Annotated in this window: 11 protein-coding genes; 6 read left to right on the forward strand and 5 right to left on the reverse strand. The window is 67.8% G+C overall.

The window, feature by feature from the left end; all coding sequences use genetic code 11:
- Positions 1-45: 45 nt before the first annotated feature.
- The 3 genes from Q8S38_RS01660 to amaB form a co-directional block, all read right to left on the reverse strand.
- The gene (locus Q8S38_RS01660; RefSeq protein WP_305678678.1) at positions 46-1,233 is read right to left on the reverse strand and encodes a CaiB/BaiF CoA transferase family protein; all 1,188 of its coding nucleotides are present in this window, start codon (positions 1,231-1,233) and stop codon (positions 46-48) included.
- 110 nt (positions 1,234-1,343) lie between these two features.
- The gene (locus tag Q8S38_RS01665) at positions 1,344-2,561 is read right to left on the reverse strand and encodes an acyl-CoA dehydrogenase (RefSeq protein WP_305678679.1); all 1,218 of its coding nucleotides are present in this window, start codon (positions 2,559-2,561) and stop codon (positions 1,344-1,346) included.
- 127 nt (positions 2,562-2,688) lie between these two features.
- Complete coding sequence (gene amaB / locus Q8S38_RS01670; protein WP_305678680.1) at positions 2,689-4,209, reverse strand: L-piperidine-6-carboxylate dehydrogenase; 1,521 nt, start codon at positions 4,207-4,209, stop codon at positions 2,689-2,691.
- 109 nt (positions 4,210-4,318) lie between these two features.
- Between amaB and Q8S38_RS01675 the strand changes: the two genes are divergently transcribed.
- The 5 genes from Q8S38_RS01675 (at position 4,319) to Q8S38_RS01695 (ending at position 11,248) form a co-directional block, all read left to right on the forward strand.
- Positions 4,319-5,233 (forward strand): LysR family transcriptional regulator, encoded by a 915-nt coding sequence (locus tag Q8S38_RS01675; RefSeq protein WP_305678681.1) that lies wholly within the window; start codon positions 4,319-4,321, stop codon positions 5,231-5,233.
- Positions 5,234-5,321: 88 nt separating this feature from the next.
- Entirely contained in the window at positions 5,322-6,545 is a 1,224-nt protein-coding gene (locus Q8S38_RS01680; protein WP_305678682.1) for an NAD(P)/FAD-dependent oxidoreductase, read from the forward strand.
- A gap of 12 nt (positions 6,546-6,557) precedes the next feature.
- Positions 6,558-7,064, forward strand: coding sequence for a DinB family protein (locus tag Q8S38_RS01685; protein ID WP_305678683.1), 507 nt, complete (start codon positions 6,558-6,560; stop codon positions 7,062-7,064).
- Between the two features lie 90 nt (positions 7,065-7,154).
- Positions 7,155-9,932: a tetratricopeptide repeat protein gene (locus Q8S38_RS01690; protein WP_305678684.1), complete on the forward strand. Its 2,778-nt coding sequence runs from the start codon at positions 7,155-7,157 to the stop codon at positions 9,930-9,932.
- A 116-nt stretch (positions 9,933-10,048) separates the two neighbouring features.
- Positions 10,049-11,248 carry a M20 family metallopeptidase gene (locus Q8S38_RS01695; RefSeq protein ID WP_305678902.1) on the forward strand — a complete coding sequence of 400 codons (1,200 nt, stop codon included), beginning with the start codon at positions 10,049-10,051 and terminating at the stop codon, positions 11,246-11,248.
- A 114-nt stretch (positions 11,249-11,362) separates the two neighbouring features.
- Here Q8S38_RS01695 and Q8S38_RS01700 read toward each other — a convergent pair whose 3' ends face one another.
- Both Q8S38_RS01700 and otsB read right to left on the reverse strand, forming a co-directional pair.
- A complete protein-coding gene (locus tag Q8S38_RS01700) occupies positions 11,363-13,207 on the reverse strand; it encodes a glycoside hydrolase family 15 protein (protein WP_305678685.1) in 1,845 nt (614 codons plus the stop codon).
- 2 nt (positions 13,208-13,209) lie between these two features.
- On the reverse strand, positions 13,210-14,208 hold the full coding sequence (otsB, locus tag Q8S38_RS01705; protein ID WP_371125813.1) for a trehalose-phosphatase: 999 nt from the start codon (positions 14,206-14,208) through the stop codon (positions 13,210-13,212).
- A 132-nt stretch (positions 14,209-14,340) separates the two neighbouring features.
- Here otsB and Q8S38_RS01710 point away from each other — a divergent pair, with 132 nt between their 5' ends.
- Positions 14,341-15,906 (forward strand): alpha,alpha-trehalose-phosphate synthase (UDP-forming), encoded by a 1,566-nt coding sequence (locus Q8S38_RS01710; RefSeq protein WP_305678686.1) that lies wholly within the window; start codon positions 14,341-14,343, stop codon positions 15,904-15,906.
- Positions 15,907-15,948 lie beyond the last annotated feature (42 nt).

The raw sequence follows: 15,948 nt of genomic DNA on the forward strand, positions 1-15,948 counted from the left end.
CATTCCTCTCGCGGCGCCTCAAGGGTGAGGGCCGGGTACGTCACATTATCCGAGGGGCCCGCCCCAGGCCGGGTCGTTCAGGATTTCATCGACATGTTCGCCCAGCCGCGGGCTCGGGCGCGGCGACACCTGCCGGACACCGTCCATGACGATCGGCGATGCGACCGTCGGGATCGCGCCGCCCTTCGCTTGCTCGCTCTTGAGATCCACGCGCACCCCGCGCGCGACCACCTGTTGATCGGCGAAGACCTCGTCGACGGCGTTGATCGGGCCGGCCGGGACACCGACCTTCTCGAGCGCGGCCAGCAGGTCGACCTTGAGATAGCGCTGGCAAAGGACGTGCAGCCGCTCGGTGAGCGCCACGCGGTTCTTCACCCTTGAGCGGTTGTCGACATAGGCCGGGTCGTCCGCCAGGCCTGCCTCGCCCAGCACCTCGCAGAGCTTGCGCCACTGCCCGTCATTGCCGGTCGCGATGATGATGTGCCCGTCCGCGACCGGGAACACGTCATAGGGCACGATATTAGGGTGCGCGTTGCCCAGCCGCGGCGGCAGATTTCCCGAGACGAGATAGTTGAGCGCCTGGTTGCCGAGCACGGCGATCTGGCTGTCGAGCAACGCCATGTCGAGCGTCGCGCCCTCGCCGGTGGCGTCGCGCCGGCGCAGTGCCGAGAGGATACCGATCGTGGCGTAGAGCCCGGTGTAGATGTCCGCCGTCGCATAGGCCGCCTTCATCGGCGCGCCCTCGGGCTCGCCGGTGAGCGACATCACGCCGCCCATGCCCTGGACCAGGAAGTCGTAGCCGGCGCGCGGCGCATAGGGACCGGTCTGGCCGAAGCCCGTGACCGAGCAATAGATCAGCCGCGGATAGGCGGCCCGCAGCGAGGCGGCGTCGAGCCCGTACTTCTCCAGGCCGCCGACCTTGAAGTTCTCGACCACGACATCGGCATGGGCGGCGAGCTTTCGTACCAGCGCCTGGCCTTCGGCTGTGCGGAAATCGGCGGTGATCGAACGCTTGCCGCGGTTCGCGGAGTGGAAATAGGCCGCAGACAGGTGGTCATCGCCCGCGCCCTCGACGAAGGGCGGCCCCCATTTGCGGGTGTCGTCGCCCTCGGGCGCCTCGACCTTGACGACATCGGCACCGAGATCGGCCAGGACCTGACCGATCCAGGGCCCGGCGAGGATGCGCGCGAGTTCGAGGACACGCAGGCCGGCGAGGGGAGGTGTGACGGTCATGGCGCCTTTGGCTCGACGTCATGGTCGGGCTTGACCCGACCATCTCCGGGGAAGTTCACGCGGGACGAGATGCCCGGGTCAAGCCCGGGCATGACGGCTGCCGGATACGCTCAGAAGAACGCCTGCAGCCCGGTGATCGCCCGGCCGAGGATCAGCGCGTGGACGTCATGCGTGCCCTCATAGGTGTTCACCGTCTCGAGGTTCGCCGCATGGCGCATGACGTGGTACTCGATCGAGATGCCGTTGCCGCCATGCATGTCGCGGGCCTGGCGGGCGATGTCGAGTGCCTTGCCGCAATTGTTGCGCTTGACGAGGCTGATCATCTCGGGGGCCATTTTGCCCTCGTCCATCAGCCGGCCGACGCGGAGAGAGCCCTGCAGGCCGAGCGAAATCTCGGTCAGCATGTCCGCGAGCTTCTTCTGGAACAGCTGCGTCTGGGCGAGCGGCTTGTTGAACTGCTTGCGGTCGAGACCATACTGGCGCGCGCGGTGGAAGCAGTCTTCCGCCGCGCCCATCACGCCCCAGGATATGCCGTAGCGCGCGCGGTTGAGGCAGCCGAACGGACCCTTCAGGCCCGAAACGTTGGGCAGCAGATTCTCCTCGGGCACGATCACGCCATCCATGACGATCTCGCCGGTGATCGAGGCGCGCAAGCTGAGCTTGCCGCCGATCTTCGGCGCCGACAGGCCCTTCATGCCCTTCTCGAGGATGAAGCCGCGGATCTGGTTGTCGTGCGCGGCCGACTTCGCCCAGACGACGAAGACGTCGGCGATCGGCGAGTTCGAGATCCACATCTTCGAGCCGGTCAGGCGATAGCCGTCGGCGACCTTCTCGGCGCGGGTCTTCATGCCCGCGGGGTCGGAGCCGGCATCGGGCTCGGTCAGGCCGAAGCAGCCGACCCATTCGCCCGAGCCGAGCTTGGGCAGGTACTTCTTGCGCTGGCTCTCGTCGCCATAGGCGTAGATCGGATACATCACCAGCGAGGACTGGACCGACATCATCGAGCGATAGCCGGAATCGACGCGCTCGACCTCGCGGGCGACGAGCCCGTAGGAGACGTAATTGGCACCGGCGCAGCCATACTCCTCCGGCACGGTCACGCCGAGCAGGCCGAGCGCGCCCATCTCGTTGAAGATCGAGCGGTCGGTCTTCTCGTCGAGATAGGCCTCCGAGATCCGGGGCTGCAGCTTCTCCTGCGCGAAGTCGCGCGCCGTGTCGCGGATCAGGCGCTCGTCCTCGGTCAGCTGCTCATCGAGCAGGAAGGCGTCGTCCCAAGTGAACTCGGCCAGCTTGTGGCTCGTGCTGTGGCTGCGGGCGGCTTCGGCCATGGTCGTCTCCCTCATGGTTCCTGCGTCATGGTCGGGCTTGACCCGACCATCTCTCAAAACCAGCGAGCTGGTCTAAGAGATTCTCGGGTCTGCACTGCGCTTCGCCCGAGAATGACGTGTTGTTGGATCACGCACCCACATCGAAGCTGACGCCCTGCGCCAGCGGCAATGTCGTGCCGTAATTGAGCGTATTCGTGGCGCGGCGCATATAGGCCTTCCAGGCGTCGGAGCCGGCCTCGCGGCCGCCGCCGGTTTCCTTCTCGCCGCCGAAGGCCCCGCCGATCTCGGCGCCTGACGGGCCGATATTGACGTTGGCGATGCCGCAGTCCGAGCCTTCGCCCGATATGAAGGTCTCGGCCTCACGCATGTCGAGCGTAAAGATCGAGGAGGACAACCCGGCGCCCACCGCGTTCTGGATCGCAATCGCCTCGTCCAGCGTCTTGTACTTCATGACATAGAGGATCGGCGCGAAGGTCTCACGCGCGACCGGGCCGGTCTGCGCGGGCATCTCGACGATCGCGGGGCGGACATAGAAGCCCCCCGTTCCGACCGTGACGCGCTCGCCACCATGCAAGGTGCCGCCGGCGGCCTTCGCCTCCGAGAGCGCCGCCTGCATGCCCTTGAAGGCAGCCTCGTCGACCAGCGGGCCGACCAGCACGCCCGCTTCGCGCGGGTCGCCGATTGTCACCGAGCCATAGACCTTGATGAGCTTGGGGATCAGCGCGTCATAGACGCTCTCATGGACGATGAGGCGGCGCAGCGTGGTGCAGCGCTGGCCGGCCGTGCCCATGGCCGCAAAGGCGATGCCGCGCAGGGCGAGATCGAGATCGGCCGACGGCGCCACGATTGCCGCGTTGTTGCCGCCGAGTTCGAGAATGGCGCGGGCGAAGCGGGCTGCGAGCTTCTGGCCGACCTCCTGGCCCATCCTCGTCGAGCCCGTGGCGGAGACGACCGGCACGCGGTGATCCTGCACGAGGATGTCGCCGATCTCGCGGCCGCCGATCAGCACCTCCGAGAGGCCAGCGGGCGCCTCGGGGCCGAAGCGCTTCATCGTCTTCTGGACGATCGCCTGGACCGCGAGCGCGGTCAGCGGGGTCTTCTCGGAGGGCTTCCAGACCACGCTGTCGCCGCAGACGAAGGCGAGCGCGGCGTTCCAGGACCAGACCGCGACGGGGAAGTTGAAGGCCGAGATCACGCCGCAGACGCCGAGCGGATGCCAGGTCTCCATCATGCGGTGGTTGGGCCGCTCGGTCGCGATCGTCAGGCCGTAGAGCTGACGCGACAGGCCGACCGCGAAATCGCAGATGTCGATCATCTCCTGGACCTCGCCGAGGCCCTCCGACGTGACCTTGCCGGCTTCCATCGTCACCAGCAGGCCGAGATCGTCCTTGGCGGCCCGCAGTTCCTCGCCGAGCAGGCGCACGAACTCGCCGCGGCGCGGCGCCGGCACCTTGCGCCAGGCCAGGAAGGCGGCGTGCGCCCGGCCGATGGCAGCCGAGGCCTCGGCGGCGCTTGTCTCCCGCAGCGTCGCGACGGCCTCGCCCGTGATGGGCGAGCGGGCGGCGAGACCGGCGGCGGCGAAGGCGGCATCCGTGACGCCGAGGCGCTTCAGCAGCGCGAGCGCGTCCTGGGGGAAGCTGGTTGTCATGATGCGTCCTGGGCGAGGCTCGGCCGGATGAAGGTCAGGACAGCGAGAATGCCCTCTTACGCCCTGCGCGGGCAACCGATATGTTCTCACGACTTGATGAGAAGGGCTCATGAACCTCGAGATCGTGCCAGGACGCCTCACCGTGCCGTCGCTGTCCGCGCTGGCGGCCTTCGAGGCCGCCGCGCGCCATGGCAGTTTCACCCGTGCGGCGGAGGAGCTGAACCTGACCCAGGGCGCCGTCAGCCGGCAGGTCGCGCATCTCGAGACGGTGCTGGGCGTCGCCCTGTTCCAGCGCGCAAGGCAGCGCGTCGCGCTGACGCCGGCGGGTGCCGCCTACGCCGCCGAGATCCGCGACGGACTCTCGCGGCTGGCGGCGGCGACCGTCTCGACGATGGCCTTCCGGGGTGCCGGCGGTGTGCTGAATCTTGCCATTCTTCCCACCTTCGGCACGCGCTGGCTGATCCCGCGCCTGCCGCGCTTCACCGAGGCGCATCCCGGCATCACCATCAACTTCACCACGAAGCTCGTGCCCTTCGATTTCGCGCGCGAGCCGCTCGATGCGGCGATCCATTTCGGCGACCCGGTCTGGCCCGGCGCACGGCTGCACCGCCTGATGGGCGAGGAGATCGTGCCCGTCGCGGCGCCCGGCCTGGTGGCACGCCTGGGCCTCAAGGAACCCGCCGACATGCTCAGGGGCTCCCTCCTGCAGCAATCGACGCGGCCGCGCGCCTGGGCGAACTGGCTGGAGCAGCAGGGTCTGCCGCCGCAGCGGGCGCTGATGGGGCCGCGCTTCGAGCAGTTCGCCATGGTCTCGCAGGCCGCCGTCGCCGGTCTCGGGCTGGCCATCGTGCCGCGTTTCCTGGTCGAGGAGGAGTTGCGCTCCGGCTCCCTGGTCATTCCCTTCGATCGGCCGGTCACCGGCACGGAAGGCTACTACCTGGTCTATCCCGAGACCCGCGCGGAACTGCCGACGGTCGCAGCCTTCCGCGACTGGCTGCTGGCCGAATGCGAGATGGCGAGCTGACTCGACAAGTTTCGCCGGCCGCGCCATTCATGCGTAGCGTTCATCAACCGGGTCGCAGCGCGCACCCGTCTCTGGCTTGGGACCCGCCATGTCGTCTTCGTCCGAATCCGCCGACGTCGTTATCTGCGGCGGCGGTGCCCTTGGCTCCTCGGTCGCCTATCACCTCGCTGCCGATCCGGGTTTCAGGGGCCGGATCGTTGTCGTCGAGAAGGACCCGACCTATCGCTACGCCGCCTCGGCGCTGTCGGCCGCCTCGATCCGCCAGCAATACTCGAGCGCGGTGAACATCCGGATCTCGCTGCACGGCATCGATTTCCTGCGCAACATCGGCACCCGTCTTGCGGTCGAGGGCGAGGCGCCGGTCATCGATCTGCACGAGGGCGGCTATCTCTATCTGGCGGGGGAGGAAGGGGCTCCCGTGCTCGCCGCCAACCAGGCGTTGCAGGCCGCCGAGGGCGCCGATGTTGCACTTTATGCTGCACCCATGCTGCGCAGCAAATTCCCCTGGATGAACACAGAGGACATTGCCTGCGGCAGCTTTGGCGTCAGCGGCGAGGGCTGGTTCGACGGCTGGGCCGTGTTGCAAGCGTTTCGCAAGAAGGCGCGATCGCTCGGCGTCGAATACCGCCAGGGAGAGGTGGCCCGTTACATCGTCGAGGGCGGCCACGTCACCGGCGTCGCACTCGCCGATGGCAGCCGCATCGCCTGCGGCGCGGCGGTCAACGCATCCGGAACCCATGGTGCGCGGCTTGCCGCCACGGCCGGCGTGACGATCCCCGTGCGGTCGATGAAGCGCTACGTCTTCTCCTTCCTCTGCAAGGGCGAGGTCGAGAACTGCCCGCTGTTGATCGACCGCAGCGGCTCCTGGTGCCGGCCGGAGGGCAAGCGCGGCAGCGACGGCCAGCTCTTCATCGGCAGCTGCTCGCCGCTGACGCCCGAGCAGGACCGGGAGTGGATCGAGACCGACGCGGATGTCGAGGATGTCGACTGGGGCTTCTTCGAGGAGGTCGTCTGGCCCGCGCTCGCCCACCGTGTCCCGGCCTTCGAGCAGATCAGGCCCGGCCGCGCCTGGGCCGGCCCCTATGACATGAATGAGCTCGACCACAACGCCATCGTCGGCCCGGCGGTCGGCCTCTCGGGCCTCTACCTCGCCAACGGCTTTTCAGGGCATGGTCTGCAGCAGGCACCGGCGGTCGGGCGCGGCCTCGCCGAGCACATCCTGCATGGTGGCTATCGCAGCCTCGACCTGTCCGATCTCGGCCATGAGCGCATCGTCGCGGGCAGACCGCTGCTGGAAACGAACGTCATCTGAACGGAGGCGGCCATGATCGACACGGGCTATGTCCGGACCATGGCGCGCTACAACGCCTGGCAGAACGAGAGCCTCCTGAAGGCAGCGGCCACGCTGGACGACGCGGCCCGCCGGCAGGATCGCGGCGCCTTTTTCAAATCGATCCATGGAACGCTGTGCCACCTCCTCTGGGCTGACCGAATGTGGCTGTCGCGCTTCGCCGGTACGCCGAAGCCGACCCTGCGCATCCACGAATCCGGCGACCTCGTTGCCGAGTGGGATGATTTCGTCGCGCAGCGTTCGGAGTGGGACGGGAGGATCGCCGACTGGGCGATGAGCCTGTCCGCCGACTGGCTCGCGGGCGATCTGGTCTGGTTTTCCGGGGCGACGCAGCGCGAAATGCGCAAGCCGCGTGCCTTGCTGGTCGCCCATCTTTTCAACCACCAGACCCATCACCGCGGGCAGGTCCACGCGATGCTGACGGCAGCCGGCGCCAGGCCCGACGATACCGACCTGATGCTGCTGGAGCGGGACGCCTAAGCGGCGCGCGCGAGCGCATGACGGCATCCCGACCTCATGTTACGCTGCCTCCGCGTAGGCTGGCACGAGCCAGGCATGAGGGAGGTTGGCATGGCCTGCTCGTTCACGCGTATCGCCTGCTGGGCAGGGCTGGTCGCATCTGCGGCAGCCCTCTGCTTCCACGCCAGTCCGGCCCTCGCCCAGAAAGCCGAGACCGTCGCGCTTTGCAGGGCCGAGAAGACCGAGCGGGCGATCGCCGCCTGCACCACGATCATCAAGGGGCGCGGGGATCGCAAAGCGAAAGCCTCGGCTTTGCTCAGCCGCGCCCAGGCCTACTGGGCGCTCAACCGCCTGACCGAGGCGGAGAAAGACTACAGCGAGACGATCAAGCTCGCTCCCACCGCGATGGCCCTCTATCGCGACCGCGCCCAGATCCGCTTCGGTCTGGGCAACACTGAAGGCGCGATGGCGGACTTCACCACAGCGCTCGAGATGGCGCCCTTCGACGCCGACAACTACGCCAATCGCGGCTATCTGAAGATGCTGCAGTATGACTTCGCCGGAGCGGGCGCCGATCTCCGGCAGGGCCTGTTCTGGCAGAAGGACCATCCCCGCAGCGCCTATACGCTTGGGCTGCTGCACTATTCGACCGGCCGCTATGGCGATGCCGTAGAGCAGATCGACAAGGCCCGCGCCGCCGGCTTTCGCGGCCCCGAGGCCTTCATCACCAAAGCGCGCAGCCTGTTTTATCTCGGGACCTTCGATCCCGCGATCCGCGAAGCGACGGAGGGGCTGCAGGCCTTTCCGACCCAGTCCAGCCTCACCGAAATCCGCGCCCGGGCGCGTCTGGCCCGGCGGGATCTCGAGGGGGCGCTGGCGGACGCCGAGACGGTGGTCCAGGCCGCCCCGCGCTTTGGCCGTGCCTATGCCACGCGCGCCGCGATCCGGCTGGCGATGAAGGATGTCGCCGCGGCGACCGCCGACGCCGACAAGGCGATCGAACTCGATCCGTCGCTGTTCGACGCCCATGAGCTCAAGGCCGACATCCTGCTGGCTTCGGGCAACGAAGCGGCGGCCCGCGCGGTCCTCGCGGCCTCGGCCGCGCGCACCGATGCGAAGATGGGCTACGACATCGCCTCGCGTGCTCGCCACGCCGCCCGTGTCGCGGAACTCGACAAGCCCAAACCGATCCTCGTCACCGATCTCGACGAAGCCGAGTTGAAGGCCCGTTGCGACAAGCGTGACGATCCATTGCGTTTCCAGAGTTGCAACCGGCTGGTCGAGACCGCGACGACGCCGCAGGAGCGGGCCGAGCGGCTGATCCTGCGCTCGCGGGCGCGCCCTTTCGCCGAGCAGCTGGGCGATCTCGATCTCGCCGTCGCCGCGGCGCCGGAGCACCTCCCGGCGACGATCGCCCGCGCCTACGCGCACATGGCGACCTATCGCTACAATTCCGATCTGAAACCCTATGAGCGGGCCTGGGCGGACGCCGACAGCGCCGTGCGTCGTGCGTCCCCCGGGGCACCGGCGTATGAGGAAGCCCTGCTGACGCGCGCGACGGCGGCTCAGGGCAAGGGCGATTACGAGGCGGCCATCGCGGACCTGACCCAGCTTGTCACGCGCGAAGGGGCGGCTCCCTTTTTTCTCGAAATGCGCGGGAAGATGCAGCTGATGGCCGGCCTCGCAGCGGCGGCGCTGGTCGACCTGCGGGAAATCCGGCGCGTGGCGCCCGAGGACCGCCGCCGGTTTCTCGATGACGATCTGTTCGTCATCGCCCTCATCGAGACCGACAACACCGATGAAGCGCTGGCCGCCCTCGATGCCCGGCCGCAGGAGGGCCATCTCGGCAACGAGATGACGCGTCAGGCGCTGCGCGCGCGGGCCCTCCTCGCGCGTGGCGAAGCGGCTGCGGCACGCGAGGTCGCTTCGGCCGCCCTCACCACCAATCGCGCCCACAGCGGCGCCAGCGCCGTCCGCGGGATCGCCTCCGCCCAACTGGGGAATGCCCTCGATGCGGTTGCCGACCTGACCGCCGCAATCGACGAGACTGTCGCGATCCCTCTTAAAGCTGCGAGCATGGGCATCACGCCTGGGCACATGGCGAATCTGTTCCTGCATCGCGGGCTCGCGCGTGTTCAGCTGAACCAGAGCCGGGCCGCCCATGCCGATTTCAGCGAGGCGATCCGGCGCGCTCCCGATCGCGCACGCCCCTATGGCGAACGGGCCAGACTGTCCCTCGCCGCCGACAATCCTGCCGCACTGACCGACATCGCGATGGCGCTGCGCATCGAGCCCAATGAGCCGCGCTGGCTGGCGCTCGCCGCGCGCATCAATCTCGCGACGGGCGATCTGCCCGCCGCCGAGCGCTTCGCCGGCCTGGCCCTGGCGGCTCCCGCCCCGGAGCCGGGCCTGCTTGTGCTGCGCGCGAAAGCCCGGCTCGGGCTGCGCAACTTCGGCGGCGCAGCGGAGGACACGACGGCGCATCTGGCTTCGCGCGCAACGGATGCAGAGGCGCTGCTGATCCGGATCGAGGCACGGACGGGGCAGGGCGATCTGAAGGCGGCGCTGGCCGATGCGGAGGCGGCTCGCAATGTTCGCAGCGACGACGCCAGGATCCTGCTGGCGCTGGCCGAACTGAGACGCCGCAACGGTGACGCGCCGGGCGCCATCGGCGCCTTCGAGGATGCGGCAGGGAGGCCCGACGCCGCCCTGCTCGCCAACAAGCGGCTGGGCGATGTCTATGCCGAGATCGCCTCGGACCAACTGGCGCTGGGCTATTACGCCAAGGCGCTCGAGCAGCCGGTCAGAACACCCGACGACGAGGCGCTGCGTGCCCAGGCTCGCGCCGCGCGGGACGCGCTCATCCGGAAAATGGCGGCGCCGAAATAGGCGCTCCGCGCTTTTTGCGCAGCCCCGCTGGCAGCGATGCGCTTCCGATCTGCTGGCACGTTGTCTAAGGTCCAGACTAGTCCCGTCCGGAACCATGAGAACGAGCGATGAGCGCGATGACGCCCGAGGAAGCCAAGGTCACAGCGTGGCTCGCCGACCGCAAGGACGCGATGGTCGCGCTCCTGCGCGAGATGGTCGATACCGATTCCGGCTCCTACGACAAGGAGGGCGTCGATCGCGCCGGTCAGGTGCTCGCCCGCTTCCATGAGCGCAACGGACTCGAGGTCGAGATCATTCCCGATAGCCGCTATGGTGATGCGGTGAAGGCGCGCCTGCCCAACCCCACCGCCAACGACCAGCGCCCCGTGCTGCTGCTCGGCCATCGCGACACCGTCTTCCCCAAGGGCGAGCCGACGCGACGGCCGTTCTCGATCAAGGACGGCCGGGCCTATGGGCCGGGCGTCGCGGACATGAAGGCGGGCCTCGTCATCGAGGCGTTCGTCGCCGCGGCCTTCGCCGAATGCGGCGGCCTCTCCGCACCGCTGACGATGCTGACGACGAGCGACGAGGAGATCGGCTCGCCCTCCTCGCGCCCGGTGATCGAGGCGGCGGCGCGCGAATCGCGCTGCGTCTTCAACGCCGAGCCCAGCCGCCTGCCGGTCGGCAGCGATTTCGCCCGCGACCGGCGTCAGTCGGTCACCAGCGGCCGCAAGGGCGGCGTCTTCATGCGCGCCGAGTTCACCGGCAAGCCCGCCCATTCCGGCGCGAATTACGAGAAGGGCGCCTCGGCCATCGTCGATCTCGGCCACAAGATCCCCAAGCTCCAGGGCCTCACCGATCTGGAGAAGGGCATCACGGTCAATGTCGGGCTGATCGGCGGCGGCCAGACCGTCAACACGGTCGCGCCCCATGCCTGGTGCGAGATCGACCTGCGCTACGTTACGGCTGCCCAGCGCAGCGCGATGGTGGATGCCATCCGCAGCATCGTCGAGATGCCGGTCGTGCCGGGCACGGGCGCCGTGCTCTCGATCAAGGGCGAGTTCCTGCCGCTGGAAGGCACGTCTGAATCTCAGAAGCTGTTCGAGACCTATCGTGAGGCGTCCGCCGGCTTCGGCATCGCGACGATCGCCGAGTTCACCGGCGGCTGCGCCGATTCAGGCTTCACCGCGGCGCAGGGTTGCCCGACGCTCTGCAGCGTGGGCCCCATCGGCGGCATGGCCCATACGCCGGACGAATTCCTCGAGGTCGAGAGCATCGTGCCGGCCGCGCAGGTGCTGGCGCTGTCGGTGATGCGCGCGGCGAAGCTGATGGAGTGAGGCCGCCCGAAACGTCATGCTCGGGCGACGCAAAGCGGCGACCCGAGCATCTCCGGCCGGAGGACTTATTTCAGGAGATGGTCGGGTCAAGCCCGACCATGACGCTACCCCTGTTCAGAATGCCTCTTCCCAGTTGCGGCTCAGCCGCATCGCCGAGTTGATCAGGCCGACATGGGAGTAGGTCTGGGGAAAGTTGCCCCAGAGTTCGCCGGTCTCCAGATCGGCGTCCTCCGACAGCAGGCCGAAGCTGTTGCGGCGCTTCAGGATTCGGCCAAACAGCGCCTTGGCTTCCTCTGTCTTGCCGATGGCATGCAGCGCATCGACATACCAGAAGGCGCAGATCAGGAAGCCGGTGTGCATGTAGCCGAAATCGTCCTGTGTCGCGTAGCGCAGCAGCAGGTCGCCGCGCGTCAGATCGCGGCCGATCGCCTCGACGGTCGCGACGAACCGCGGATCGTCGGCTTTGAGAAAACCGAGTTCTGAAAACAGCAGCAGCGTGGCGTCGAGTTCGGCTCCATCGAAGGTCGAGACAAGATGGCCCTTCTGCGGGTTCCAGATCCGCTCCAGGATGACGGCCTTGAGCCGCTTCGCCTCGCGTTTCCAATAGTCCTTGCGGTCGGCCAGTCCGAGCGTTCCGGCGATCCGGGCCAGCCGGTCGCATGCCGCCCAGCACATCACGCTGGAGAAGGAATGCACTGCCTCCTTCTCGCGCAGCTCCCAGGGGCCGGCGTCGGGCTTGTCGAAATAGGCGATGGCGAGTTCGCCCATCCGCTCGAGCTGGCCGAACAGGGCCTCCTTGCCCGGGCGGATCAGGCGCTGGTCGAAAAAGGCATGCGTCGCCGCTAGGACCACGGCGCCATAGCCGTCATTCTGGATCTGCGTCGCCGCGCCATTCCCGAACCGCACCGGCTGATGACCGCGATAGCCCGCCAGCTTGGGCGCTTCGAACTCGTCGAGCACGCCGCCGCGCGTGATCGGATAGAGTGGCGGCAGGTGCTGGGCGCCGCTTTCGGTGAAGCTGTCGACGATATTGGTGATGAAACCGAGATAATCCTCCATCGTCCGCGTCGTGCCGAGACGATTGAGGGCATGGACGACGAAATAGGCGTCGCGCAGCCAGCAGAAACGATAATCCCAGTTGCGCTGCGTTCCCGGCGCCTCGGGAATCGACGTGGTCAGCGCGGCGACGATCGCGCCCGTCTCTTCGAAGGCGCACATCTTCAGGGTGATCGCGGCGCGGATGACCTCGCGCTGATATTCGAAGGGCAGCGACAGCGAGCGCACCCAGTCGCGCCAGTAATCGGTTGTCTTGTCGAGGAACTCGCGCGACGTTTCCTCGATCTCCGCGCGCAGCGCCTCGTCGGAACCGACGAAGAACGAGAAGGGCCGGTCGACCGCGAAGGGCACGCCATCGACGACATAGGAGATCGGCGCATCCGTGGTCAGCCGGATCGTTTGGTCGGCGCCGACGAAGCGGACATGGTTGGAGCCGCGTGTGATGTCCGCTGGCTCTTCACCGAGCCCGAGGCAGGGTTTGACGACGGTGCGAATGCGCGGCCGGCCGGAAATCCGGCGCACGCGACGCACCAGCTGGGGCGGCCGGAAGAAGCGTTCGAACCGGACGAAGCGGGGCGCAAAATCGAGAATCTCGATGGCGTTGCCGTGATCGTCGGACAGCACCGAGGACAGGATCGCGGTGTTGTCGAGGTAGGACTGCTCGCAGCGCGTCATGCCGACGAGTTCGATCGCGAAGACGCCCTTGCTCGGCATCGCATCGCCGTCGCCGGGCTGGTTGTCGATCAGCGCACAAAACACGGGGTCGCGGTCGAAGCGCGGGAAGCAACCCCAGACGATCCGGGCGCGCCGGTCGATGAGGGCTGCGATCGAGCAATTGCCGATCACGCCGAGGTTCAGCGAGGCCGAATGCAGCCCCGCAGGCATCGTCGTCGATACTGTCATGGTCACCCTTCTGAGAAATCGGAGGCTGTCAGACGGCCGCGCTCGGCGGCATTCAGCAGAATGGACCGCAGCGTGGTGGGAGAGGCGATGCGACCAGCGGCTCGGGTTTCGCCATCGCCGATGCGGATCGAGAGGCCTCCGAGCGCATTGACGGCGGCAAATCCGTGTTCGTCCGTAACGTCGTCCCCGATGAAGACGGGCCGGCGTCCCGCATAGGGCGGCAACTGCATCAGCTGCGAAATGGCCGCGCCCTTGCTGGCGCTGGCGGGGACGATTTCGGCAACCGACTTGCCCTCCTGCAGCCGGACACCCGGCCCCATCCGGGACGCCACCGCCCGCAGCAGATCGAGCGCCTCGTCCGCGAGTTGCGGGGCCAGCCGCCAGTGCATCGCGACCGAGATGTGCTTGTCCTCGACGATGATGCCGACATGGCTGTTGGCGAACCGCACCAGATCACGCAAGGCGGAGCGCATCTCGGCGGGAACCGCGGCACGGGAATGGACGTCACCGCCAAGCCGGATTTCGGCGCCATGGAGCGCGGCCGTGTCGAACCGGTACGGATCTAGCGCCGAATCCAGGAACGAAATCGGGCGGCCAGAAACCAGGGCGAGCGCCCCGCCGAGGCTGTGGCGCAGCGTATCGAGGGCCGCGGGCAGGCGCCTGTCGACGTCAACATCCGCGGGCGACGGCGCAATCTCGACCAGCGTGCCGTCAAAATCCAGGAACAGTGCGATCTCGGCCTCGGTGGGTGCCAAGTCACTGGTCGAATTCATCATTTCTGACGTGGTCAGTGTCATCACAAAAGCCCGTTCGTCTGCTGAAAGCCGCGAGAAGGGTGCAACGCTCGAACGTTGACGCTGCAGCGCGGGCGAAGCTGCGGCGCAGGCGAGGCTGCCCTTCCCACGCTCGCCGCATTTCGGCGTCACCCTCAGCGATGTCACCCATCTTCGACGCATGGTCGTGCTCGCGACACCGGGGACGGCCGCACGCCATGGAAACATTACGCTCTCGGGAGCGTTCTGTTCCTGCGTCGGTGGCGAAATTCGGGCCGCCGCGACATTCCCGCCAGGGGTGCAACCCCGGCCGGGGTGATCCGGTCAGGGCCCTATGGCCTACAGGAGGACCCAGGTGCCATGCGTCTCGTTATCGTTTCGAACCGCGTCACGATCCCCGACCGCCATGAAAAGGCGGCCGCTGGTGGGTTGGCCGTCGCGTTGCGCGAGGCGCTGGAGAAGCAGGGCGGGCTCTGGTTCGGCTGGAGCGGTGCGGTCAGCGAGACGGCGGCGGCGCCACGCGTGGTTCAGCGCGGCAAGGTGACCTATGCCGTGACCGACCTGACGGAGGCCGAGCGACAATCCTACTATCTCGGTTTCTCCAACCGCGCGCTCTGGCCGCTGATGCACTACAGGCTCGGCCTGACCGAGTTTTCGCGCACCGACTATGCCGGCTATCTGGCAGTCAACCGGCACTTCGCCAAGGCGCTGATCGCGTTGCTCCAGCCCGACGACATCATCTGGATCCACGATTATCATTTGATCCCGCTCGCCGCCGAGTTGCGTCGTCGCGGCGTCACCAATCGCATCGGCTATTTCCACCACATCCCCTGGCCGCCGGCCGAGGTCTTCGGAGCGCTCCCCTTTGCCGCCACCTTGGCGAGCACGATCGCGGCCTACGACCTCGTCGGCATGCAGACGACGCTCGACGTCACCAATCTGATCGGCGGGCTCGTCGGGATGTGCGGCGCCCGCAGCGACGGCCGAAAGGTGAGGATCGGGCGCCGCGAGACCATCGTCCAGGCGTTCCCGATCGGCATTGACGTCGAATCCTTCCGCAAACTGGCGGCGGCTTCGGTCCGCTCGGCCACGACCCCGCTCAAGGCGACGCGCCAGTCGCTCGGTGAGCGCAAGCTCGTGATCGGCGTCGATCGGCTCGACTATTCCAAGGGGATCGTCCAGCGGCTGGAGGCTTTCGGTCGTTTCCTGCGCAGCCATCCCGATCAGCGCGGCCGCGTCGGCCTGCTGCAGATCGCGCCACCCTCGCGTTCGGATGTTCCCGAGTATGCCGAGCTCGACCGCCAGTCCGACGAGGTCGCGGGCCGTCTCAACGCCGCGCTCGGCGAATTCGACTGGACCCCGATCCGTGTCGTCAAGAAGGCCTATTCCCGCAATGCGCTCGCCGGCTTCTATCGCCGGGCCCAGGTCGGGCTGGTGACCCCGATGCGGGACGGCATGAACCTCGTCGCCAAGGAATACATCGCGGCGCAGGATCCCGCCGACCCCGGCGTCCTGGTCCTGTCGCGCTTCGCAGGCGCGGCGCAGCAGATGGGCGAGGCGCTGATCGTCAACCCGTTCGACACCCATGAGGTCGCGGAGGCGATCCGCACCGCGCTCGCCATGCCGAAGTCGGAACGCCTGCGCCGGTTCGAGCGGCTCTATGCGACGATCGACGCCACCGACATCGGCTGGTGGACCAGACGCTACCTGGACGCGCTGTCGGGCCTCGACATGACCGCGGGCGAAACCCCGGCCAGCAACGCAGAAATGTCGGGCGCGCCCCGACGGTCGTCGTCCAAAACCAGGCCAGTCGCCGAAAAGGCGCCGCCGAAGCGGCAAACCAGGGCCCCGGGCGCGAAAGTCGTGGCGAAGACGAAGCCCCGCTCCGCAAAGCCGGGTAGCCGGGTGGGGCCGGACGTCGCGTGACGGCCCGATCGCCGATCATCCCCGGTCGCGCGATGCCATGGC

The sequence above is a fragment of the Allobosea sp. genome (genome assembly GCF_030695125.1).
GTDB lineage: Bacteria > Pseudomonadota > Alphaproteobacteria > Rhizobiales > Beijerinckiaceae > Allobosea.